Origin of the sequence: Nocardia sp. NPDC058497 (genome assembly GCF_042720195.1) — a bacterium.
Classification (GTDB): domain Bacteria; phylum Actinomycetota; class Actinomycetes; order Mycobacteriales; family Mycobacteriaceae; genus Nocardia.
Window position 1 is genome coordinate 1 of sequence record NZ_JBHXMY010000036.1, and the last position, 20,899, is coordinate 20,899.

Sequence of the window (20,899 nt, forward strand, 5' to 3'; positions counted from 1 at the left end):
GGCCTGGGTGGTGCCCGCGTTCAGCTGGGCCGCGGCCGTCACCATCTATGGACTGGCGCTAAGCGGAGCGCTCATCGTGACCCCGGCACCGGCCGCGTTGCGCAGGCCGATCGCCTTCGCCGTCACGGCCTTCGCGCTGCTCTGGGTTACCGGCGTGCTCGCCGTCCCGTCCGAGGTGGCCTGGTTCGCGCCGGTACTGCTGATCAAACTACTACTCGCGCACCTGCTTCCGGAAGAAGCGAGTCGCTGATCCGGAAACAACGCCCGCCCCTGCCGATTTCGACAGGGGCGGGCGTTGGCGAAACGAGTCAGCCCAGCGGGCCGACCACCGATTCGGCGCCGGCGAGGAGGGCACCGGAGGCGGCGAGGCGGACTGCCGCGTCGATCTCGGGGGCGAGATAGCGGTCGGGGCCGGGGCCGTCGACGTGCGCGCGCAGAACATCGCGGACGGCCGCCGTCGCCGGGGCAGGGGTCAGCGGGGCGCGCAGATCCAGGGCCCGCGCGGCGGTGAGAGCCTCGATGGCGAGGACCCGGGTGAGACCGTCGATCGAGCGGCGGAGCTTGCGGGCCGCCGACCAGCCCATGGAGACGTGGTCCTCCTGCATGGCCGAGGACGGGATCGAGTCGGCCGAGGCGGGCGAGGCGAGGCGCTTGAGCTCGGAGACGATGGCGGCCTGGGTGTACTGGGCGATCATGTGGCCGCTGTCGACGCCGGGGTCGTCGGCGAGGAACGGGGGCAGGCCGTGGTTGCGGGCCTTGTCCAGGAAGCGGTCCGTGCGGCGTTCGCTGATGCTGGCGACATCGGCGACGACGATGGCGAGGAAGTCCAGCACATAGGCCACGGGGGCGCCGTGGAAGTTGCCGTTGGACTCGACGCGGCCGTCGAGGGTGACCACGGGGTTGTCGACAGCCGACGCCAGCTCGTAGCCCGCGACGCGTTCGGCGTGGGCGAGGGTGTCGCGGGCACCGCCCGCCACCTGCGGTGAGCAGCGCAGCGAGTAGGCGTCCTGGACGACGGTGCAGTCGGGGGTCGCGTGACTGGCCACGATCGCCGAGTCGGCGAGCAGGCGGGTCATATTGGCCGCCGCGATCGCCTGACCGGGTTGCGGTCGCAGGGCCTGCAGGTCGGCGGCGAAGACCTTGTCGGTGCCGAGCAGACCCTCCACGCTCATGGCCGCGGTGACGTCGGCCAGGCGCAGCAGGTCGCGCAGGTCGTGACAGGCGAGCACCAGCATGCCGAGCATGCCGTCGGTGCCGTTGATCAGCGCCAGCCCCTCCTTCTCCGCGAGCTCGACCGGGGCGATGCCCGTGGCGGCCAGTGCCTCGGCGGCGGGCAGCAAGGCACCGTCGGCGTCGCGGACCATGCCCTCACCGAGGACGGCCAGCGCGACGTGAGCCAGCGGCGCGAGGTCACCGGAACAGCCGAGGCTGCCGTACTCGTAGACCACCGGGGTGATCCCCGCCGACAGCAGCGCGGCATAGGTCTGCGCGACGACCGGCCGCACGCCGGTCCGGCCGGTGGCCAGGGTCGACAGGCGCAGCAGCATCAGCGCGCGCACCACCTCCCGCTCCACCTCGGCACCCGAACCCGCCGCGTGTGAGCGAATCAGGCTGCGCTGCAACTGCTGACGCAATTCGAGCGGAATGTGCCGGACGGCCAGCGCGCCGAACCCGGTGGACACGCCGTACACCGGCTTCGGGTCGGCCGCCAGCGCCTCGATCCGCCGCCTGCTCTCCCCCATCGCCGCGAGCGCCTCGTCGGACAGCCGCACCGCGGCGCCGTCTCTGGCCACCCGCACCACGTCCTGCGGCGCCACCGGACCCGTGCCGACGACGACCGGTTCCACGGTGACCGGCGCGGACCGGTCCGAGTCGATGGTCACTATGCTGCTCCATTCCAAACGATATGCGGGACAAAAACTTTCAGGCGAGATCGGCGACGGGTTCCAGCGCGGGAACCGCTTCGGGCTCGGCCGGCGCTGGATGGACCCACAGGCGGTAGGCCACGCACAGCAGCGCCAGCCAGACCGCGCCGACGACCAGCGCCACCCGGCTGTCGGCATCGAAGGCGAGCACCGCGATCACGAACATCAGGAAACCGATGGTGATCAGCTGCCCGTACGGCCAGAACGGCACCGGGAACTTCAGCGCGGCCACCTGCCGCACCGACATCCGCTGTCGCGAGCGGTACTGCGAGAACAGGATCATCAGCCAGACGAAGATGGTCGCGAAGGTGGCGATCGAGGCGATCACCAGGAACACCCTGTCCGGGATCAGGTAGTTGAGCAGCACGCCGACCAGCAGGGTGACGGTCATGACGACCACCGTCATCCACGGCACGCCGTTGCGCGAGACCCGCTGCATCACCGCGGGCGCCTGACCACGCTGGGCCATGCCATACATCATCCGCCCGGCGCCGAAGATGTCGCTGTTGATGGCCGACAGCGCCGCGGTGATCACGACGACGTTCAGCACCGCGGCCGCGGGCCCGAGGCCCAGGCTCTGGAAGATCTGCACGAACGGGCTGCCCTCGTCGCCGATGCTCTGCCACGGGTTGATCGCCATGATCACCGCGAGGGTCAGTACATAGAACAGGATGATCCGGATGGGCACGGTGTTGATCGCGCGCGGGATGGTGCGCTGCGGGTCCTCGGCCTCGCCCGCGGTGATGCCGATGATCTCGGTGCCGCCGAAGGCGAACATCACGATGGCGAAGCAGGCGACGAAGCCGCCGAAGCCAGTCGGGAAGAAGCCGCCGTCGGTCCACAGATTCTGTACACCGCCGCTGGTGTCGTGGATGCCGAAGCCGAAGATCAGGATGGCGATGCCGCCGGCGATCATCGCGACGATGGCGACGATCTTGACCAGGCTGAACCAGAACTCGACCTCGCCGAACACCTTCACGCTGAGCAGGTTGACCGCGCCGATGAAGAAGATGATCGACAGCACCCAGATCCAGCGGGGCACGTCGGGGAACCAGAAGCCCATGTAGACGCCGAACGCGGTGACGTCGGCCAGGCAGACGATGAGCATTTCGAAGGTGTAGGTCCAGCCGGTCAGGAAGCCGGCCAGCGGACCGAGGTGCTTGCCGGCGTATTCGCCGAACGATCCCGAGACTGGGTTACTCACCGCCATCTCGCCCAGGGCGCGCAGCACAAGGTAGATCGCGGCGCCGCCGATCAGGTAGGCCAGCAGCACCGAGGGGCCCGCGCGGTGGATCGCCTCCGCCGAGCCGTAGAACAGGCCGGTGCCGATGGCCGAGCCGAGCGCGATGAAACGGATGTGGCGCGCGGTGAGTCCACGCGTCAGCACAGCAACGGGCTTGTTCAAACCATTCTCCCGGGATCGGAAAGGCGCACGGAGCGGGTGATGACCCGATGGATTCGCCTGTGGGGCCAGTCACAGCGACCAGTACATGTATATGCCTGTATATACAGGCGTGTCAAAGCGCGGCGCGTCGGCAGGGAGCTTAGCGCTTGACGTACCTGTCTATACAGGCATATACATATCGGACGTGACCCAGCGCACATGCCCGGGTCGACGGCGTCACCGCAGAAAGACAGGCCGCAATGACAACGACCGGCTCCGAGGATCTCCTCACGCCCGAACGCCGCACCATCGACGTCGTCCCCGACAGCGAACGACACGGCACGCCGCGCAGTCAGTTCACGCTCTGGTTCGGGGCGAACATGCAGATCACGGCGGTCGTGGACGGCGCACTCGCGGTGGTGTTCGGCGCGGACGCGCTGTGGGCGATCATCGGGCTGCTGCTGGGCAATGTCTTCGGTGGGGTCGTGATGGCGCTGCACTCGGCGCAGGGACCGCGCATGGGCCTGCCGCAGATGATCTCGAGCCGGGCCCAATTCGGGGTCAAGGGCGCGGTGGTCCCGCTGGTGCTGGTGATCCTGATGTATCTCGGCTTCGCCGCGACCGGTACGGTGCTGGCCGGGCAGGCGGTGAACAACATGCTGCACGTCGCGAATCCGGTGATCGGCATCGTGATCTTCGGTGCGCTCACCGCGTTCGTGGCGGTCACCGGGTATCGGCTGATCCATGTCGCCGGGCGGGTGGCGACGGTGATCGGGATCGTCGGCTTCACGTATCTGACGGTCCGGCTGTTCGCCGAGTACCCGGTCAGCGACTTCGTCGGGGTGATCGGGTTCGACGCGGCGACCTTCCTGCTCGCGATCTCCCTCGGCGCGGGCTGGCAGCTGACCTTCGGCCCGTACGTCGCCGACTACTCCCGGTACCTGCCGCGCAGCACCAGTGAGCGCACCACGTTCTGGTCGACCTTCCTGGGCAGCGTGCTCGGCTCGCAGTGGTCGATGACTCTCGGCGCGCTGGTGGCCGCGGTCGCGGGCAAGGCGTTCCTCGCCGATCAGGTCGGGTTTCTCGGCAAGCTCGCCGGGCCCGCGGTGCTCGCGTTCTGCGTGTATCTGGTGATCGTGGTGGGCAAGCTGACGGTGAACGTGCTCAACGCCTACGGCGGGTTCATGTCGATCCTGACCACCGTCACCGCGTTCGACGGCCGCTCCCAGATCTCCACCCGCGCCCGCACGCTCTACATCGTCGGCTTCGTCGGCGTCTCGATGGTGATCGCGCTCGCCGCGAGCGCGGACTTCCTGAACAACTTCAAGAACTTCGTGCTGGTGCTACTCATGGTGTTCACGCCGTGGAGCGCGATCAATCTGATCGACTACTACCTGATCTCGAAGGAACGGGTGGACTTGCCAGCGCTCTACGATCCGAACGGGCGCTACGGGGCATGGAACGTGCCCGCCTTGCTCTGCTACGGCCTCGGTGTCCTCGCCCAGATCCCGTTCCTCGCGCAGAAGCTCTACACCGGTCCGATCACGCACCTGCTCGGCGGCGCCGATATCTCCTGGATCGTCGGCATCGTGTTCACCGGCGCGATCTACTACCCGATCGCGCGCCGCACGGCCGACCCGCCCGCGCGGATGATCTACCCGACGCACACCGAGATGGTCGACACCCGCAGCTAGGAGGACTCCCCCAGTGCCCACCACCGCACTGACCGATATCGGCACCCTCGTCACCAACGATCCCGCCCTCGGCGCCGGTCCGCTCGGCATCCGGCGCGAGGCCGCCGTCGTCTTCGACGACGACACCGTCGTGTGGGTCGGCGACAGCGCCGACGCGCCCGCCGCCGACACCGGCATCGACCTCGGCGGGCGGGCCGTGCTGCCGGGATTCGTCGAGACCCATTCGCACCTGGTGTTCGCCGGTGATCGCGCCGAGGAGTTCGCGGCCAGGATGGCCGGGCGCCCCTATGGGGCCGGTGGCATCCGCACCACCATCGAGGCCACCCGCGCGGCGACCGACGAGCAGCTCGCCGCGAACGTGCGGCGGCTCATGGACGAGTCACTGCGCGCGGGCAGCACGACGGTCGAATGCAAGAGCGGCTACGGCCAGACCGTCGCCGACGAACTGCGCAGCGTCATGATCGCGGGCCGGTTCACCGACGAGGTGACCCTGCTCGCCGCGCATGTGCCGCCGCCGGAGTACGCCGGGCGCGCCGACGACTACGTGGCGATGGTGTGCGCCGAGATGATCCCCGGGTGCGCGCCGCACGCCCGATGGATCGATGTGTTCTGTGAGCAGGGTGCCTTCGACCGCGATCAGGCGCATGCGGTGCTCTCGGCGGGCATCGCGCACGGTCTGGTGCCGCGCGTGCACGGCAATCAGCTGCATCAGGGTCCCGGGGTTCAGCTCGCGGTGGAGCTGGGCGCCGCGTCGGTGGATCACGTAGCACATGTGAACGCCGCCGATATCGACGCGCTGGCGGGCAGCGACACCGTGGCCACGCTGCTGCCGGGCGCCGACTTCTGCACCCGCAACAGCTATCCCGACGCACGGGCACTGCTCGACGCCGGGGTCACCGTGGCGCTGGGCGCCGACTGCAATCCCGGCACGAGCTATACGACGAGCTTGCCGTTCTGTATCGCGCTGGCGGTTCGGGACCTGCACATGACGCCCGACGAAGCGGTCTGGGCGGCGACGGCGGGCGGCGCACAGGCGTTGCGCCGCACCGATATCGGTGCGCTGCGGCCCGGTGTGCGGGCCGACGCGATCGCGCTGGACGCGCCGTCGCACCTGCATCTGGCCTACCGTCCCGGTGTTCCGCTGATCAGCCAGGTGTGGCGCGGCGGCGTGCTCGCCTACTCGAGATGAGGTCTGCCCGATGATGTCCGAATCCTCGTGGACCGGCCGGGTCGACGGCACCACGCCCGAGCATCTGCGCTGGCACCAGGCGGTCACGTCGTACGAGCCCGGCACCGATCCCGGTGCGTGCGTGTTCGTCGGCTTCGCCAGTGACGAAGGGGTGCGGCGCAACAAGGGTCGCCAGGGTGCGGCGCAGGGGCCGGAGGCGCTGCGCCGCGCGCTGTCACCGATGGCGCTCGGCACACCGCTGCGCGCGTTCGACGCGGGCACCGTGGCGGTCACCGACGATCGCCTGGAGGACGGTCAGCGCCGGCTCGGTGCGACAGTGTCCAGCCTGCTCGACGCCGGTGCCTTCCCGGTCGTCCTCGGCGGCGGGCACGAGGTTGCCTACGGCACGTACCTCGGGGTGGCGGGTGCGGCGCGCCGCACGCCGGGCACCGTGGTCGGAATCCTCAATCTGGACGCGCATTTCGACCTGCGCCCCGATCCGGTACCCAGCTCGGGCACCCCGTTCCGGCAGATCCTCGAGGCAGACCCCGACGTGCGCTACGCGGTGATCGGGATCAGCCAGCCCAGCAACACCAAGGTCCTGTTCGACACCGCCGACCGGTTCGGCGTGCGGTATCTGCTCGACGACGACTGCGAACCGGCCAGGGTCGCCGCGTTCGTCGCGGACTTCCTGGCCGGAATCGATCTGCTCTACCTGACCATCGATCTCGATGTGCTGCCCGCCGCGGTCGCACCCGGTGTCAGCGCGCCTGCCGCTTACGGCGTCGCGCTGCCGACGATCCAGGCCGTCTGCGATCAGGTCACCGCCAGTGGCAAACTCGCCGTGGTCGATGTCGCCGAACTCAACCCCGGCCTCGATATCGACCAGCGCACCGCCCGCACCGCCGCACGCCTGATCCACCGCCTTGTCACCCGGCACGTGCCCGCGCAACCGCGCGATCAGAAGTAGCGCAGCCACACATAGATCCAGGCCATCGTCGTGCTGACCACGGTGACCAAGATGGCGTATTTCGTGAACTGCCAGAAGGTGATTCGCTGTCCGGCGCGAGCGGCGATGCCGAGGGCGACGACGTTCGCGCTGGCCGCGACCGCGGTGCCGTTGCCGCCGAAGTCGGCGCCGAGCGCGAAGGCCCACCACAGGGAACGGCACAACCCCATGAAGAACACCAGGGTCGGCCATTCCACCTCCTGCAGGATCTCGCCGATGTCGAGCCCGGAGACCAGCACCATGGCGCCCGCGCCGACCAGCGCGATCACCGACGGCGACACGTGCACGATGCCGTGCAAGCAGAACCCGACGATCACCCCCGCGAGCACGATCAGCGAGCGGACCAGCAGTTTCGGGTCGCGGATCGCGCGGCGCTCCTGCAATGCCATCACCGCGTCGACCGATCCTGGCTCGGTGCGTCGATGCCGAACTCGCCGCGCTCGAACCCACCGGGTATCGGCCGCTGCGGGTCCGCGACACCCTGTTCTGACCTCGCCCGCTCACCGCTTCGGTCACTTCACCTCGATGTTCGCCGATGCCGGTTCACCGGCGGCGTGTCCTGCTCGGGCGGGCGTGGGCGACCATGAGAGTGCCCCGACCGCAGCTTTTCGTTCGGGTCGGGGCACTGCGGTTCCCGGGTTACGGGGCTTGCATGTCTTGGACTTCGTAGATGCCGACGGTGCCGCCGGTGGCCAGGAACGGGTGTCCGGTCAGCAGCTTGTCGACGGCCTCGGAGTTGTCGGCTTCGATGATCGCGTACCCGCCGATGTAGTCGCCGCCGGCTTTGGGGTCCGAGACCATCATGGTCGGGTTGCCCGGATCGGTGAGGGCCTTGCCCGCACTCGCGTCCCACTCCAGCCACGCCTTGGCGAAGGCCTGCTGCTGCTCGGGGCTCACACCTTCGAACATCTCGGCGGGGGACTTCGCGGACCGGTACAGAACCAGGAACTTGGACACGGATTCTCCATTTCACGTGAGGGTTACTGACTGGATGCCCGATATGTCACTGATCGCTTCGAGCGTACTGCGATCCCTACCGGGCGGGTTGGGATTCTCAATTCCGTCGAACTCGAACAACATCAACGATACAAGCGACAAAGGACAGGTTCTGTCCTTGCTTTCGGGCATTCTGATCTCATGTTGGAAACATCGGCACGCCTGCTGAAATTACTGTCCATCCTGCAGTCCCGACCCGAATGTTCAGGCCCTGAACTGGCCGAACACCTCGATGTCACCGTGCGCACGGTGCGCCGCGACATCGAACGCCTGCGCGCATTGGGGTATCCGGTGGACTCTGTGCGCGGCAGCGCGGGCTACCGCCTCGGCGCGGGCAGCGCTCTGCCGCCGCTGCTACTGGACGACGAGGAGACCGTCGCGATAGTGATGGGATTGCGAACCGTTAGCGGTGGCCCGGGTATCGCGGAGGCGGCGGGGCGGGCGCTGGCCACGCTGAACCAGGTGCTGCCCTCGCGGCTGCGCCATCGCCTCGACACCCTGGCCCGCACGATGGGCACAGTGCAAGCTGGTGCCTCGCCGCTGGCGGCGGGCACTCTGCTCGCGGTGTCACAGGCGTGTCAGCGTCATGAACGGCTGCGGTTGGACTACACCGACAACAGCGGCCGCGACAGCGTGCGCGAGGTGGAACCGCACGCGGTGATCAACCTGTATCAGCACTGGTACCTGGTGGCCTGGGATGTCGCGGCCGGGGATTGGCGTTCGTTCCGTATCGACCGCGTGCGTCCGCGTACCCCGACCGGTCCGCGGTTCACCGTGAGGACTCCGCCCGAGGGCGACTTCGCCACCTATCTGGGCAAACGCATGTCGGTGGGGGCGTGGCCGTGGCAGGCCACAGTCACCCTGCATCGTTCCGCGGTCGAGCTCGCCGACCGGATCTGGCCCGGGATGGGAGTCCTGGAACCGGTCGATGACACCTGTTGTCTGCTGCATGTCGGCGGTGACTCCCCGACCTCGCTGGCGTGGATGATCACCTCCATCGACACAGACTTCACCCTCACCTCTCCTCCAGAGCTGGTCACGGAACTGAAGACCCTCGCCTACCGGTGCCTGGCCGCGGTCACCGACACATGAGGCGCGCGGTCCCCGAGCCCGTACCGCGATCGACCGGCTCATTGCCCGCCGCGACATCCACATCCACATCCACATCCACATCCGGGAGAAGACGCTGTGGCGGATGCTGTACGAAACCTGCGCTCGCGCAGAGGAACGGCGCCCAGGACGCGGCTCACTCCGCGGTCGGGTCCACCGCGACGCGCTGCTTGCGGCCGACCGTGGCCCGCATGACCGGCTCGACGACACGCGCCGCGATCGGGCCGATGATCGCCATCAGCAGCACATACGTGGTCGCCAGCGCGGCGAACCCGTCGGGCACCGCGCCGGCAGCCACGGCCAGACCGGCGATGACGATCGAGAACTCGCCGCGGGCGACCAGCGCCGTGCCGGCCCTGGCCCGGCCGAGCTGGGACGCGCCCGCGCGTTTGGCCGCCCACCAGCCGGTGGCGATCTTGGTCGTGGTGGTGACCACGGCCAGCAGCACCGCCCAGCCCAGGACCGGCGGAATCGTCGCCGGATCGGTGCTCAGCCCGAACAGGACGAAGAACATCGCCGCGAACAGATCGCGCAGCGGTTCGAGGATCTTGGTGGCATCGTGCGCGGTGGAATCGGAGATCGCGATGCCGAGCAGGAACGCGCCCACCGCCGCCGACACCTGCACGGCCGAGGCGACACCGGCCACGAGCAGCGCCGAACCGAGCAGCTTGAGCAGGAAGATCTCCCGATCCTCGCTGGCCACGATCGCCGAGACGTACTTGCCGTATCTCAGCGCGACGACGAGGACCACGGTCACCGCGACCAGCGCGATACCGACGGTGGTCAACCCGGCCACGAAGCCGACACCGGCCAGCACGGCGGTGAGCACCGGCAGATAGACCGCCATCGCCAGGTCCTCGAACACCAGGATCGACAGCACCACCGGGGTTTCCCGGTTACCCAGCCTGCCCAGGTCGTTGAGCACCTTCGCCACGATGCCGGAGGAGGAGATGTAGGTGACGCCGGCCATCGCGATCGCGCCGGTCGGCCCCAGCCCCAGCATCAGCGCCACGATGACGCCCGGTGTCGCGTTGAGCACCAGGTCGAGCAGGCCCGCCGTCCACGACTTGCGCATGCCGGTGACCAGTTCCCCCGCCGTGTACTCCAGGCCGAGCAACAGCAGCAGCAGGACGACGCCGATCTCGCTGGCGATGTGGATGAAGTCCTCCACCTCGTGCAACTCGATCAGGCCGCCGGTCCCGAAGACCAAACCCCCGAGCAGATAGAGCGGGATGGGCGAGAGGCCGACGCGGGCCGCGATGCGCCCGAGCACCCCCAAACCGAAGAACACCGCCCCTAGCTGGATCAAAGCCAGCGCGGATCCACTGATCTGCACCGGCTCAGCCGTCGGCGAGGATCGCGGCGGCAGCGTCGAGTCCGGCGTGCGTGCCGACTACGACGACCATGTCACCGCCGAGGAACTCGAACTCCGGTCCCGGTGAGGCATGGACCTGCCCCGCGCGCAGTACCGCGACGATCGACGCGCGGGTCCTGGTCCGCATCTCGGTCTCGCCGAGGCGCCGTCCGGCGTAGGCCGAGCTCGACGGCACCGGCATCGACCGCGTGCTCACCCCGTCGAGGTCGCGGTGCTCTTCGCGCAGCTGCGCGACCAGCTGGGGCGCGCCCAGCAAACCGGCCAGGGTACGGGCCTCGGTGCTCGACAGCGGAATCTGCACGGTGGCATCGGGATCGCCGACCTTGGTGAAGATCAGATCGGTGCCCCCGTCGCGGTGGTCGACGACGCCGATGCGGCGGTCCACCTTCGTCAGCGAAAACTCTTTCCGGACACCGATTCCCGGCAGGGAAGTCACATCTACATTCATTGGATCACCTAACCTCAGCTAGGCAATACCTTACCTTCTCTTTACCATTCGCACGGCCGCTCAGCCCTGGTCGAGCAACCTTCCGGCGGCCTCGAGCCCCTCGTCGGTGCCGACCACGACGACGAGATCACCGGCGATGAAGGTGAAATCCGTTCCCGGCGAAGGGGTCACATCCCCCGCGCGGACCACCGCGACGACCGAGGCCTTGGTGCGGGTGCGCATCGCGGTGTCGCGCAACGGCCGACCGTCGAACGGGCTGCCGCGATCGATCGCGAACTGTCTGGTCGACAGCTCCCCGACGCCATGCACGGCCGCGGTCTTCTGCACCACCTGCGGCGCCCCGAGCAGACCCGCGAGGACACCGATCTCGGTGCTCGACAAGGGAATCGACGTGGTCGTGTCGAAGTCCCCCGCCCGCGAGACGACCAGATCGACGCTGCCGTCGCGATGCTCGATCACGCCGATCCGGCGACGCGCCTGCGCCAGCGGGAAGTCCTTGCACACGCCGATCCCAGGTAGAGGCGTCACATCGATGTTCACGCCCTCACAGTACGACGACTTCGGAATAACACCAGCCCCACCCGGCGCCGCACGCACGCCGCTGAGATGGTAACGGTCTGGTTGTGACAAGAGTCTGACGGTACCGGCGGTGCGGTGGTGTCGAGGTAGCGGGCGGGCAGAATCAGACCATGACCGAACAGGGCGTAGCGCTATGAATTCTGTCCTTCGCAGAATGTCGACGGTAAGGGGCTGAACACGATGCGGATACTTCTGACCGGCGCGGCCGGCTTCATCGGTACCCATGTCCACAGCGCTCTCGCTGCGGCGGGCCACGAGGTGATCGCCGTCGATCTGATGCTGGCCGCTGCGCACGGCACCGCTGCGCAACCGCCGGACGGTGTGTGCCATGCCGACGTACGCGACGGCGCCGCACTCGATCTGCTGCTGCGCGGTATCGACGTCGTCTGTCACCAGGCGGCGGTCGTCGGGGCAGGGGTGAGCGCGCAGGACGCGCCCGCCTTTGCCAGTCACAACGATTACGGCACCGCGGTACTGCTGGCGGCGATGGACCGGGCAGGTTGCGGTCGGCTCGTGCTGGCCTCGTCGATGGTGGTGTACGGCGAAGGGTGCTATCGCGGCGCCCGGTGCGGCCCAGTCGACGTGGGATCGCGCCGCCGAGTCGACCTCGACGCCGGGATGTTCGAGCACCGCGACCCCGTGACCGGCGAGATTCTCGGCTGGTCGACGGTTGACGAGAACGCGGCGCTGCGGCCGCGGAGTCTCTACGCGGCCAGCAAACTGGCCCAGGAGAATTACGCGGCGGCGTGGGCGGCGGTGACCGGTGCGAGCGTCACCGCGCTGCGCTATCACAATGTTTACGGCGACGGGATGCCCAGGGACACACCATATTCCGGCGTCGCGGCGATCTTCCGCTCGGCGCTGGAGGCGGGACAGGCACCACAGGTGTTCGAGGACGGCGGACAGGCACGGGACTTCGTCCATGTCACCGACATCGCGGCCGCGAATCTCGCTGCTGTCGAACGGCCGCAGCCGGGATTCGTGGCCTTCAATGTCTCGTCGGGGCGCCCGATCACGATCGGCGAGGTCGCGACGGTGTTGGCCCGCGCCTGCGGTGGCCCGGCGCCGGTCGTGACCGGCCGCTACCGGGCCGGGGACGTTCGCCATATCGTGGCCGATCCCGCGCGTGCCCGTCGCGCACTGGGCTTCGTGGCCCAGGTCGATCCGATGGAAGGCCTCGCCAGGTTCGCCACCGCGCCCCTGCGACCGGCGGCCGGGGTGGGCGCGCCGACGGTATAGATCAGCGACCGGGCAACGGCAACCTGACCTCGAAACGACAGCCCTGTTCCCGGTTCTCGGCGATGATGTCGCCGTGGTGGGCTTCGATGAGACCGGCGGCGATGGCCAGTCCCATGCCGCTGCCAGTGGGGATGCCGCCGGCAGCCGTAGGGGAACGTGCGGCGGTGCCACGATAGGCGATGTCGAAGATGCGTGGCAGGTCGTCGTCGGCGATACCCGGTCCGGAGTCCTCGACCCGCGCCCAGGCGTGATCGCCGGTGGTGCCCGACGAGATCGCGACGTGCCCGCCAGGTGGTGTGTGGGCGATGGCGTTGCAGACGAGGTTGGTCAGAACTCGCCCGAGCGCCTGATCACTGGCCGACACCACGATGCCGGTGCCGGGTTGCTCGGCGTGCAGCGACACCTGTGCCCGGTCGGCGGTGGGCCGGTTGGCGGCCAGGACCTCGTCGATCAGCTCACGCAGGTCGACCGGTTCCAGTTCCAGCCGCAAGGCCCCCGCGTTGATTTTCGACATCTCGAACAGGTCATCGACCATCCTTGCCAGCCGCTCGGTCTCGACTCCGATCTGCTCGGCGTACCGGGCGACGTCGGGTCTGGCGCGGACCACACCGTCGGACAACGCCTCGGCCATCGCTCTGATGCCGGCGAGCGGCGTGCGCAGGTCATGGCTGACCCAGGCGACCAGTTCCCGCCGTGATTGTTCCGCAGCCCGTTCCTGCTCACGGATCTGCTTCTCCCAGACGGTCTTGCGTGCTTGCTCGCGGCCGAGGAGGACGGCGGCGGGCACCGTGACTGCGGCGACGACGGCCAGGACGATGGCGGTGCGCTGGAGTTCATCGGTGAACATCAGCCCGCTGACACCAATGACACCGGCCAGCGTCGACACGGTGGGAATCAGTACGAGCACCGCCATACTGGTGGTCAGCGAGCGGTTGCTCGTCGCCCGCAGCAGCAGCGCGCCGACCACGACGATCGGCACCGAACAAGCCAGTGCGTAGCCGATGAGCTGGGTGGTGTCCTCAGGCATGGCCGCCTCCTGGTCGGGCGTCGGTGCGGGCCCAGGAGTATCCCTGGCCCCAGACGGTTTCGATGCGGTGCAGGTCGCCGAGTTTGGCCCTGACCCGTTTGATGTGCACGGTCACCGTGGACAGGTCGCCGAAGTCCCAGCCCCACACCTGCGCGAGAAGTTCGGTGCGGCTGAACACCTGCTGCGGATGGCGCAGGAGAAACACCAGCAGGTCGTATTCGCGTGGGGTCAGCTCCACCGGCGCCCGGTCGACGAAGACGAGCCTGCCGGTGGGGTGCACCTCGATGGGGCCGTCGCGCAGGACGGATGGTTCGGTGTCGGGCGGTCGGCGTGATCTGCGCAGCACCGAGGAGACGCGCAGCGCGAGTTCACGCGGGCTGAACGGCTTGGTCACGTAGTCATCGGCACCGGCTTCCAGACCGAGAACCCGGTCGTCTTCGTCGCCCAGCGCCGTGAGCAGGATGATCGGCGTCTGTGGGCGTCGACCCGAGCGCACCGCGCGGCAGATGTCGATACCGTCGGGTTCGGGCATCATCACGTCGAGCACGGCGAGTTCGACAGCGTCACCGTGTTCGGCCAGCGCCGACAATGTCGCTGGGCCGTCACCGGTATCGACGACGGTGTGTCCGTCGCGTTCGAGGTAGCGACGCACCACCTCCCGTACCACGGGGTCGTCGTCGGCGATCAGGATGCACATGCGTTCACCAATTCGTCAGGATGGTGTGGGCGATCAGCAGGGCGCCCCCGGCTTGGACGGTGAGCCAGGCGCGCGCACCGGATCGCGGGAGGAACGCGGTCGCGGCGAGCACCCAGATGGCGAACGGTAGCCAGATGCGTTCGGTCTCGGCCTTGCTCAACGCGCTGGCGTCGGCGACCACGATGGCGCACAGTGCGCCGACAACCAGCAGCGCAGTCGGGTCGAGTGCCCGCAGTCGCGGCAAAGACAGTGCTCGATGCAGTGCTGCCGCCGTCGCGAGGCCTAGCGCGCAGAGGGTCGCCGCGAGGTTGGCCCACCACCAATACGCGAATGGCCGCTCGGCGGCGATGCCCTGGTAGTAGCGCTGTACCACCAGGTGGTACCCGTCGAGCCACCAGAACCCCGCCACCGTGAAAGCGGCGGCGACGACAAGCGCGCCCAGGAGGGCGGGCAGTAGCGGCCGCGCCGTGCGCGCGGCGATGAGCACGGCGACCGCGGGCAACGCCATCAGCACCATCCCGTAACTGAGGTAGATGCCGAACCCGAACAGCATCCCCGCGGCGACGGCGATGATGTGCCGGCCCTCCGAGCGGGACGCGACAGCGAAAAGCGCGACCGCCCACGCGGTGACACCGGCGAATACCGCGTCCGCGGAGACCGCGAACCAGAGCGCGGCCGGTGCCAGCGCGAGGAACGGCAACGCCGCGCGAGCACGGTCCTGCGCACCCAGCGCTCCCAGCGCGACCGCGACGGCGACCGCGGTGCTGGTGCCGATCAGCAGGCAAGCCAGCCCGGCCCAGCCCCCACCGCCGAGACCGACCCGGTCGAGCAGTACGAAGAACGACAGGGCGCCCGGTGGATGCCCGGAGACATGGGTGGTCCACGAGTCCGGCTGGAAATCCAGGATCCGGCCGGAGAACCCGCGCAGCATCACCGAGATATCGGTGACGCCACCCACTTCATGGAGATACTCGTGGGAATCGGTGAGCCGACCGGCGAAGCCACGGTGCCAGCCATCGACCATCGCCAGCGTGAACGCCCAGGTGATCGCGGTCAGCCAGGCCAGTACCAGCAACCGCCGCCAGGGCAGCGACCCAGCGAGCGTCGGACCGTACAGCACGACCCCCGCCGCGACGGCGACCGCAGGAACCGTGCCCCACCCGACATGGGGCAACCACTCGCCGAACAGGGGGGCGGCGCCCGCGTACAGCGAGCGCCGCCACGGGTCGCTCGCGATTCGCGGGACGACGAATGCCGCAGTGACCAGCGCGGCGGCCACGGCGGCGCCGACGAAGTCGCCGGTCAGCCCGGATCTGGGCCGAGCTGCGAGCTGGGAGTGGGTGGGCACAGTGCTCACCCTATGGCCACGCCACGCGGCCGGCACGCGTCCAGCCGACCACCGTCATTGTTTTGTCACAGGTTTTCCCGGCCGAGGGGCTTACCGTCGAATCATGACAAAACCGCAGGCCAGTCGAGGTGAGGTCACCGTGGTCATCCCCTGTCGGGATGAGGCCGAGGCGCTACCGATGGTGCTCGCGGCCATCCCACCCGGCTATCACGCGTTGGTCGTCGACAACGGCTCGACCGACGCGACAGCGGCCGTTGCCCGGGGGAACGGGGCGACTGTGGTGCCGGAAGGCCTGCCCGGCTACGGCGCCGCGGTCCAGGCGGGCATCGCGGCCGCGCGCACCGAACTGGTCGCGGTTCTGGATGGTGACGGCTCGATGGACCCCGGCGAGCTACCCGCGCTGGTCGAGCTGCTGCGCGACGGGGCCGACCTGGTTGTCGGGCGACGTGTACCGGTATCAACGGGAGTGTGGCCGTGGCACGCGCGACTGGGCAATCAGGTGATCGCCTGGCGGCTGCGACGCCGATACGGGCTACCCGTCCACGACATCGCCGCGATACGGGTGTCTCGCCGCAGCGCGCTGCTCGCACTCGGGCCGATGCACACCCGGTCCGGGTATCCGCTGGAACTCCTCATGGGCGCGGCGGGCGCGGGCTGGCGAATCGTCGAGCGCGACGTCACCTACCGGCCGCGGGCAGGCGGAGTCTCGAAAGTGTCCGGGTCATGGCAGGGTTCGCTGCGCGCCACCCGCGACTTCCTGGCGGTCCTGCGGTGAGCGGGCGCAGGGCCCAGACGCTGGCGGTGACGTTGCTGGTGATCGCCAAATCACCGATCGCCGGGTACGCCAAGACCCGGTTGACTCCACCGCTGCGTCCGCGAGAGGCAGCGGACGTCGCCGCCGCCTCGCTGCTCGACACCCTGGATTCGGTGTCCCGCAGTCGGGTCACCCACCGTGTCGTGGCGTTCACCGGGGAGCTGGCAGCCGCACAACGTCGCACCGAATTGACCAGGGCACTGAGCGATTTCGAGGTCGTACCGCAGCGGGGCGTCGGCTTCGGCGCCCGGCTGGCCAACGCGCACGCCGACGCCGCACGCCACGGACTACCCGTCCTGCAGATCGGCATGGACACCCCGCAGGTCGGGCCCGAGGTGCTGACGCGGTCAGCGCGCATATTGCTCGGCAGTGACTCCGGCCCCGATGGTCGCACCGGCACGGACGCCGTCCTCGGACCCGCAGAAGACGGCGGCTGGTGGGCGCTCGGCCTGTCCGAACCACAAGCCGCGCGAGTACTCGTCGATGTCGCGATGTCGACGCCACGCACAGGTGCCCTCACCAGGAAAGCGCTGCAGGACTGTGGAAATCGGGTACGGCTGCTCCCTACCTTCGCCGACGTCGATACCTTCGACGACGCACTCCGTGTGGCCACCATGACCGGCGGGCAATTCGCCGCCGCGATAGCGGCGCTGCGCCGGAGCGGACTGGCACTGCGATGAACACCGTCGACATCGCACTGTTCGATCAAGCACTGGCCGGTGCCGATTGCTGGGTCCGCAGCACGAACGGGTCGCGGCGACCGCTGCCGACCCGGCGCTGGCTGGGCGTGTCCGATGTCGCGGCCGACCGACATGTCGACACCGCCTTGATGTGCTGTTGCGACGGCCCGACCATCGACCTGGGGTGCGGTCCAGGACGACTGGTGGCCGGGCTGGTGCGGCGCGGCGTCGTCGCGCTGGGCGTCGACATCTCGCCGATGGCCATCGCGGTCAGCCGATTCCGCGGTGCCCCAGCGCTGCGGCGCGATGTGTTCGGACCGCTACCCGGTTCGGGCCGCTGGGCGTACGCGATCGTGGCCGACGGCAACCTCGGCATCGGTGGCGACCCGGTGCGCATGCTGGCCAACGTCGAGTCTCTGCTCGCCCGCGACGGCATCGCCATCGTCGAATTTTCCGCGCCGGGAACAGGAATGCTGGCCGATACGATCCGGTTGGAGACCCGGACCTCGGTCGGGGAATGGTTCCCCTGGGCGCGGGTGGGCATCGAGCTCGCCGATCCGATCGCGACCTCGGCCGGCTTGCGCGTGCTGACCACCGCGAACGTCTCCGGGCGCTACATCGCGTGGCTGCGCCCTGCTGCTCCGGGCTCGAGGGTGCGGCAACGATGAGAACGCCGTTCGGCCCCGGTCCGCACCTGTCGACCGCGCGAGGACCACAGGTCGCCGCCCGTGTCGGCATCGCGCTCGGGGTGGCCGTGCTCGTCTGCTTCGTGACCGGCCTGCTCAGCCACTGGATTCAGCATCCGCCGGACTGGTTCAGCTGGCCGGCCCGCCCGGTCTGGCTGTATCAGTTCACCCAGGGACTGCACGTCCTCACGGGCATCGCGTCGATCCCGTTGCTGCTGGTGAAGCTGTGGGCGGTGTATCCGAGACTGTTCGCGAAGCCACTGATCGGGTCACCGGTCCGCGCGCTCGAACGCGGGTCGATCGCACTGCTGGTCGGCGCCACGATCTTCCAGCTGACGACCGGGTTGCTCAACACCGCCAACTACTACCCGTGGAAGTTCTTCTTCCCGGCCGCGCACTACGCGATGGCCTACGTCGCCCTCGGGGCACTGGCGGTGCATCTGGCCGTCAAGATCCCGGTGGTCCGCACCGCCCTGAGCCGTCCGCTCGAAGACCAGGAGCCGGAGCACGCGGAACCCGGTGTCCGCCACGATATTTCGCGGCGCGCAGTGCTGGCTGCCGCGGGATTGTCGGCCACGGTGGCCGTGGTCACTGTCGCGGGCCAAACCGTGCCCTTTCTGCGCCGGATATCGGTCCTGGCTCCGCGCAGCGGGCGCGGCCCCCAGGGACTGCCGGTGAACCGCTCCGCCGCTGCGGCCGGAATCGGTTCCCGCGCAACCGATGTCAGCTACCGATTGACTGTTGCCGTCGGAGCGCGGCGGCGTGCCTTCACCCGCGCCGAACTGGCGGCGCTGCCACAGACCACCGCTCGCCTGCCGATCGCCTGCGTCGAAGGCTGGAGTGCCACCGCTGACTGGACCGGTGTCCGGCTGCGTGACCTACTCGCGGCGGTCGGCGAATACCGAGGCGGAGAGGTCCGGTTCACCTCGCTCGAACGCGGCGGTCTCTACAGCAGTTCGACTCTGCCGCAACGTCACGCGGTCGATGCCGACACGCTGGTCGCGCTGGCGGTCAACGGCGAAACCCTCGACCTCGATCATGGGTATCCTTGCCGGCTGATCGCACCGAGCCGACCCGGAGTGCTGCAAACGAAGTGGCTGTCCACGATCGAGGTCCGACAATGACCGCTGTGCGGGTGTTGCTCGGGCTGTTCGGTATCGGGCTCGCGGGGTACGGCATCGCCCTGCTCTCGGACCTGAGCAGGACTGATCTGCTATCGGTGGCGGTGTGGTTTGCCGGCGGAATCGTGCTGCACGACGCGGTTTTCGCGCCGCTGTCCGCGGCCGCCGGCGTCGGGGCGCGACGGATCTTGCCCAGTAGCTGGTGGGCGGCGGCGGCATGCGGCGCTGTCGCCACGGTCGCGGTGCTGGTGCTCGCGGCGCCGGTGGTCGGTCGCGGCCATGCGCTGGCGGATAACCCCACGTTGCTCGATCGCGACTACCCTGCCGGTGTGATCGCCGCGGTCGTCACCGTATGGGTACTTGTCGGCGTCGGTGCCGTCGCCGGCCGCGGCATCCGAGCAGCCCGGTCACCCCGGCGTCGACCGTAGCGCGGGCGCACCACAGTGTTCGTGCGTCCGCCGCCGAAGTGTTCACCGGCGCAGGCAACGGCCAGCCGAGGAACCGCGGGCGCGGGACTATCTCCAGGCGAACCGCCAGCGGGTGGCGCCGTGGGGATCGGTCAGGGCGACTCCGACCGCGGCGTGGACGGTGAAGCGGTACAGATGCCAGGGGGCCGGGCCCGCGCTCTGGGCACTGAACGGCGCGGTGACCGCGTCACCCGCCCGTTCGGCGGGCCAGCCGGTGTCGCGGTAGTCGGCGGTGACCCGGTCGATCTCGGCGTGGTCGGTGGTGCGCACCGCTGTGCCTTCGAACACGAGGTCGACGTCGTCGGGGAAACGGAACGACAGCGTGCACGCCGGGTTCGCGGCCAGGTACCGGGACTTGTGGGTGTCCGGGCCGCTGGTGAAGTAGAAGTGCTCGCCGACGAGGGTCGCGCCGATGCCCGCCGAGTGGGGCCTGCCGTCCGGACCGACCGTGCCGAGGAACTGGGCGGTCTCCAGGGCGGCGATGCCGTTCTCGATGGCGGCGCGCGCCCGGCTCCACGGCAGCTGGTCGGTGCCGTAGATGTTGAGGTCGGTGGCGTCGACGGGATCGGGCAGCATCGGTTCTCCCTTGACAAAGGCGCTGGCCCGGCGGGTCAACGGAGGACTCACACAGGTTTTCCAGTATAGGTGCGAGCGGTTCGGCACCGGCAGTGGCTTGCGTATTCGGGCGAAGTTGTGTGTTGTTGAGTCGTGACCAACTCATCCGGAGACGCGTATCCACTCACGGACACGATGACCACCACGACGGCGGTACACGACGGCGTCACGGTGCTGACGGTGACCGGCGAGGTCGACCTGGCGACCGCGCCCGCGCTCGACGCCACGATCGAGGCCATCCTGGCCGACAAACCGGCAACGCTGGTGATCGACCTGACCGCGGTCGGGTTCCTGGCCTCGGCGGGCATGGCGACCCTGGTCGCCGCGCATCAGCGGGCAGGCCAGACCACGGCGATCGCGATCGTCGCCGACGGGCCCGCCACCAGCCGTCAGCTGAAGATGACGAGCCTGGACCAGGTGTTCGCCATGCACACCACGCTGGCCGCCGCCTTGGCGTCGTTCACGTCCTGACCCCACAAAATATCGGGGGGGGGGGGGCCCGCGGGCGCGCGCGGCG

Annotated in this window: 21 protein-coding genes and 2 pseudogenes; 12 read left to right on the top strand and 11 right to left on the bottom strand. The window is 69.0% G+C overall.

Annotated features, from left to right (window positions below; genetic code table 11):
• Positions 1 to 250 (top strand): annotated as a pseudogene (locus tag ACFWPJ_RS04620) (hypothetical protein); the annotation flags it as partial.
• Positions 251 to 308: 58 nt separating this feature from the next.
• Here the strand turns inward: ACFWPJ_RS04620 and hutH are convergent.
• Together hutH and ACFWPJ_RS04630 are read right to left on the bottom strand one after the other, a co-directional pair.
• The gene (gene hutH / locus ACFWPJ_RS04625; protein WP_378847149.1) at positions 309 to 1,883 is read right to left on the bottom strand and encodes a histidine ammonia-lyase; all 1,575 of its coding nucleotides are present in this window, start codon (positions 1,881 to 1,883) and stop codon (positions 309 to 311) included.
• A 40-nt stretch (positions 1,884 to 1,923) separates the two neighbouring features.
• Positions 1,924 to 3,330 carry an amino acid permease gene (locus ACFWPJ_RS04630; protein ID WP_378847151.1) on the bottom strand — a complete coding sequence of 469 codons (1,407 nt, stop codon included), beginning with the start codon at positions 3,328 to 3,330 and terminating at the stop codon, positions 1,924 to 1,926.
• A 239-nt stretch (positions 3,331 to 3,569) separates the two neighbouring features.
• Between ACFWPJ_RS04630 and ACFWPJ_RS04635 the strand changes: the two genes are divergently transcribed.
• Genes ACFWPJ_RS04635 through hutG form a run of 3 tightly spaced genes read left to right on the top strand, consistent with a single transcriptional unit; the run spans position 3,570 to position 7,141 of the window.
• Positions 3,570 to 5,003: a purine-cytosine permease family protein gene (locus tag ACFWPJ_RS04635; protein WP_378847154.1), complete on the top strand. Its 1,434-nt coding sequence runs from the start codon at positions 3,570 to 3,572 to the stop codon at positions 5,001 to 5,003.
• Positions 5,004 to 5,016: 13 nt separating this feature from the next.
• Complete coding sequence (hutI, locus tag ACFWPJ_RS04640) at positions 5,017 to 6,192, top strand: imidazolonepropionase (protein WP_378847157.1); 1,176 nt, start codon at positions 5,017 to 5,019, stop codon at positions 6,190 to 6,192.
• 10 nt (positions 6,193 to 6,202) lie between these two features.
• A complete protein-coding gene (hutG, locus tag ACFWPJ_RS04645) occupies positions 6,203 to 7,141 on the top strand; it encodes a formimidoylglutamase (protein WP_378847160.1) in 939 nt (312 codons plus the stop codon).
• Here the strand turns inward: hutG and ACFWPJ_RS04650 are convergent.
• Together ACFWPJ_RS04650 and ACFWPJ_RS04655 are read right to left on the bottom strand one after the other, a co-directional pair.
• Positions 7,132 to 7,581: pseudogene (locus tag ACFWPJ_RS04650) on the bottom strand (SLC13 family permease); the annotation flags it as partial. The gene hutG and the pseudogene ACFWPJ_RS04650 overlap by 10 nt on opposite strands.
• A gap of 238 nt (positions 7,582 to 7,819) precedes the next feature.
• On the bottom strand, positions 7,820 to 8,137 hold the full coding sequence (locus ACFWPJ_RS04655; RefSeq protein WP_378847163.1) for a YciI family protein: 318 nt from the start codon (positions 8,135 to 8,137) through the stop codon (positions 7,820 to 7,822).
• Between the two features lie 180 nt (positions 8,138 to 8,317).
• On the opposite strand from ACFWPJ_RS04655, the gene ACFWPJ_RS04660 reads away from it, so the two are divergent.
• On the top strand, positions 8,318 to 9,268 hold the full coding sequence (locus ACFWPJ_RS04660) for a helix-turn-helix transcriptional regulator (RefSeq protein ID WP_378847164.1): 951 nt from the start codon (positions 8,318 to 8,320) through the stop codon (positions 9,266 to 9,268).
• 154 nt (positions 9,269 to 9,422) lie between these two features.
• Here ACFWPJ_RS04660 and ACFWPJ_RS04665 read toward each other — a convergent pair whose 3' ends face one another.
• From ACFWPJ_RS04665 to ACFWPJ_RS04675, 3 genes are read right to left on the bottom strand one after another with little or no spacing between them, the layout of a single operon-like run.
• The gene (locus tag ACFWPJ_RS04665; protein ID WP_378847192.1) at positions 9,423 to 10,616 is read right to left on the bottom strand and encodes a cation:proton antiporter; all 1,194 of its coding nucleotides are present in this window, start codon (positions 10,614 to 10,616) and stop codon (positions 9,423 to 9,425) included.
• 10 nt (positions 10,617 to 10,626) lie between these two features.
• Positions 10,627 to 11,109 carry a cation:proton antiporter regulatory subunit gene (locus ACFWPJ_RS04670; protein ID WP_378847166.1) on the bottom strand — a complete coding sequence of 161 codons (483 nt, stop codon included), beginning with the start codon at positions 11,107 to 11,109 and terminating at the stop codon, positions 10,627 to 10,629.
• Positions 11,110 to 11,169: 60 nt separating this feature from the next.
• Positions 11,170 to 11,649, bottom strand: a complete 480-nt coding sequence (locus tag ACFWPJ_RS04675; RefSeq protein WP_378847168.1) for a cation:proton antiporter regulatory subunit — start codon at positions 11,647 to 11,649, stop codon at positions 11,170 to 11,172.
• Positions 11,650 to 11,868: 219 nt separating this feature from the next.
• Here ACFWPJ_RS04675 and ACFWPJ_RS04680 point away from each other — a divergent pair, with 219 nt between their 5' ends.
• Positions 11,869 to 12,927, top strand: a complete 1,059-nt coding sequence (locus ACFWPJ_RS04680) for an NAD-dependent epimerase/dehydratase family protein (protein ID WP_378847170.1) — start codon at positions 11,869 to 11,871, stop codon at positions 12,925 to 12,927.
• A gap of 1 nt (position 12,928) precedes the next feature.
• Here ACFWPJ_RS04680 and ACFWPJ_RS04685 read toward each other — a convergent pair whose 3' ends face one another.
• Genes ACFWPJ_RS04685 through ACFWPJ_RS04695 form a run of 3 tightly spaced genes read right to left on the bottom strand, consistent with a single transcriptional unit; the run spans position 12,929 to position 15,999 of the window.
• Positions 12,929 to 13,954, bottom strand: a complete 1,026-nt coding sequence (locus ACFWPJ_RS04685; RefSeq protein WP_378847172.1) for a sensor histidine kinase — start codon at positions 13,952 to 13,954, stop codon at positions 12,929 to 12,931.
• Positions 13,947 to 14,651 carry a response regulator transcription factor gene (locus ACFWPJ_RS04690; RefSeq protein ID WP_378847174.1) on the bottom strand — a complete coding sequence of 235 codons (705 nt, stop codon included), beginning with the start codon at positions 14,649 to 14,651 and terminating at the stop codon, positions 13,947 to 13,949. Before ACFWPJ_RS04690 ends, ACFWPJ_RS04685 begins: the two co-directional genes overlap by 8 nt.
• 4 nt (positions 14,652 to 14,655) lie before the next feature.
• Positions 14,656 to 15,999 carry a hypothetical protein gene (locus ACFWPJ_RS04695; RefSeq protein WP_378847177.1) on the bottom strand — a complete coding sequence of 448 codons (1,344 nt, stop codon included), beginning with the start codon at positions 15,997 to 15,999 and terminating at the stop codon, positions 14,656 to 14,658.
• A gap of 103 nt (positions 16,000 to 16,102) precedes the next feature.
• Here ACFWPJ_RS04695 and ACFWPJ_RS04700 point away from each other — a divergent pair, with 103 nt between their 5' ends.
• Genes ACFWPJ_RS04700 through ACFWPJ_RS04720 form a run of 5 tightly spaced genes read left to right on the top strand, consistent with a single transcriptional unit; the run spans position 16,103 to position 19,728 of the window.
• On the top strand, positions 16,103 to 16,774 hold the full coding sequence (locus ACFWPJ_RS04700; RefSeq protein WP_378847179.1) for a glycosyltransferase family 2 protein: 672 nt from the start codon (positions 16,103 to 16,105) through the stop codon (positions 16,772 to 16,774).
• A complete protein-coding gene (locus ACFWPJ_RS04705) occupies positions 16,771 to 17,493 on the top strand; it encodes a DUF2064 domain-containing protein (protein WP_378847182.1) in 723 nt (240 codons plus the stop codon). The genes ACFWPJ_RS04700 and ACFWPJ_RS04705 overlap by 4 nt, the downstream gene beginning before the upstream one ends.
• Positions 17,490 to 18,161: an SAM-dependent methyltransferase gene (locus ACFWPJ_RS04710; RefSeq protein ID WP_378847185.1), complete on the top strand. Its 672-nt coding sequence runs from the start codon at positions 17,490 to 17,492 to the stop codon at positions 18,159 to 18,161. Before ACFWPJ_RS04705 ends, ACFWPJ_RS04710 begins: the two co-directional genes overlap by 4 nt.
• On the top strand, positions 18,158 to 19,303 hold the full coding sequence (locus tag ACFWPJ_RS04715; protein ID WP_378847187.1) for a molybdopterin-dependent oxidoreductase: 1,146 nt from the start codon (positions 18,158 to 18,160) through the stop codon (positions 19,301 to 19,303). Before ACFWPJ_RS04710 ends, ACFWPJ_RS04715 begins: the two co-directional genes overlap by 4 nt.
• Entirely contained in the window at positions 19,300 to 19,728 is a 429-nt protein-coding gene (locus ACFWPJ_RS04720; RefSeq protein ID WP_378847188.1) for a hypothetical protein, read from the top strand. The genes ACFWPJ_RS04715 and ACFWPJ_RS04720 overlap by 4 nt, the downstream gene beginning before the upstream one ends.
• An 87-nt stretch (positions 19,729 to 19,815) precedes the next feature.
• Here ACFWPJ_RS04720 and ACFWPJ_RS04725 read toward each other — a convergent pair whose 3' ends face one another.
• Entirely contained in the window at positions 19,816 to 20,343 is a 528-nt protein-coding gene (locus ACFWPJ_RS04725) for a pyridoxamine 5'-phosphate oxidase family protein (RefSeq protein WP_378847190.1), read from the bottom strand.
• 174 nt (positions 20,344 to 20,517) lie between these two features.
• On the opposite strand from ACFWPJ_RS04725, the gene ACFWPJ_RS04730 reads away from it, so the two are divergent.
• Positions 20,518 to 20,853: an STAS domain-containing protein gene (locus ACFWPJ_RS04730; RefSeq protein WP_189023137.1), complete on the top strand. Its 336-nt coding sequence runs from the start codon at positions 20,518 to 20,520 to the stop codon at positions 20,851 to 20,853.
• Positions 20,854 to 20,899 lie beyond the last annotated feature (46 nt).

What these genes read in the sequence shown, in the direction of transcription:
- hutG (WP_378847160.1), top strand. Translation starts at nt 6,203, where the DNA reads ATGATGTCCGAATCCTCGTGGACCGGCCGGGTCGACGGCACCACGCCC.
- ACFWPJ_RS04720 (WP_378847188.1), top strand. Translation starts at nt 19,300, where the DNA reads ATGACCGCTGTGCGGGTGTTGCTCGGGCTGTTCGGTATCGGGCTCGCG.
- ACFWPJ_RS04730 (WP_189023137.1), top strand. Translation starts at nt 20,518, where the DNA reads ATGACCACCACGACGGCGGTACACGACGGCGTCACGGTGCTGACGGTG.
- ACFWPJ_RS04710 (WP_378847185.1), top strand. Translation starts at nt 17,490, where the DNA reads ATGAACACCGTCGACATCGCACTGTTCGATCAAGCACTGGCCGGTGCC.
- ACFWPJ_RS04715 (WP_378847187.1), top strand. Translation starts at nt 18,158, where the DNA reads ATGAGAACGCCGTTCGGCCCCGGTCCGCACCTGTCGACCGCGCGAGGA.
- ACFWPJ_RS04690 (WP_378847174.1), bottom strand. Translation starts at nt 14,651, where the DNA reads ATGTGCATCCTGATCGCCGACGACGACCCCGTGGTACGGGAGGTGGTG.
- ACFWPJ_RS04660 (WP_378847164.1), top strand. Translation starts at nt 8,318, where the DNA reads ATGTTGGAAACATCGGCACGCCTGCTGAAATTACTGTCCATCCTGCAG.
- ACFWPJ_RS04680 (WP_378847170.1), top strand. Translation starts at nt 11,869, where the DNA reads ATGCGGATACTTCTGACCGGCGCGGCCGGCTTCATCGGTACCCATGTC.
- ACFWPJ_RS04635 (WP_378847154.1), top strand. Translation starts at nt 3,570, where the DNA reads ATGACAACGACCGGCTCCGAGGATCTCCTCACGCCCGAACGCCGCACC.
- ACFWPJ_RS04700 (WP_378847179.1), top strand. Translation starts at nt 16,103, where the DNA reads ATGACAAAACCGCAGGCCAGTCGAGGTGAGGTCACCGTGGTCATCCCC.
- ACFWPJ_RS04670 (WP_378847166.1), bottom strand. Translation starts at nt 11,109, where the DNA reads ATGAATGTAGATGTGACTTCCCTGCCGGGAATCGGTGTCCGGAAAGAG.
- ACFWPJ_RS04725 (WP_378847190.1), bottom strand. Translation starts at nt 20,343, where the DNA reads ATGCTGCCCGATCCCGTCGACGCCACCGACCTCAACATCTACGGCACC.
- ACFWPJ_RS04685 (WP_378847172.1), bottom strand. Translation starts at nt 13,954, where the DNA reads ATGCCTGAGGACACCACCCAGCTCATCGGCTACGCACTGGCTTGTTCG.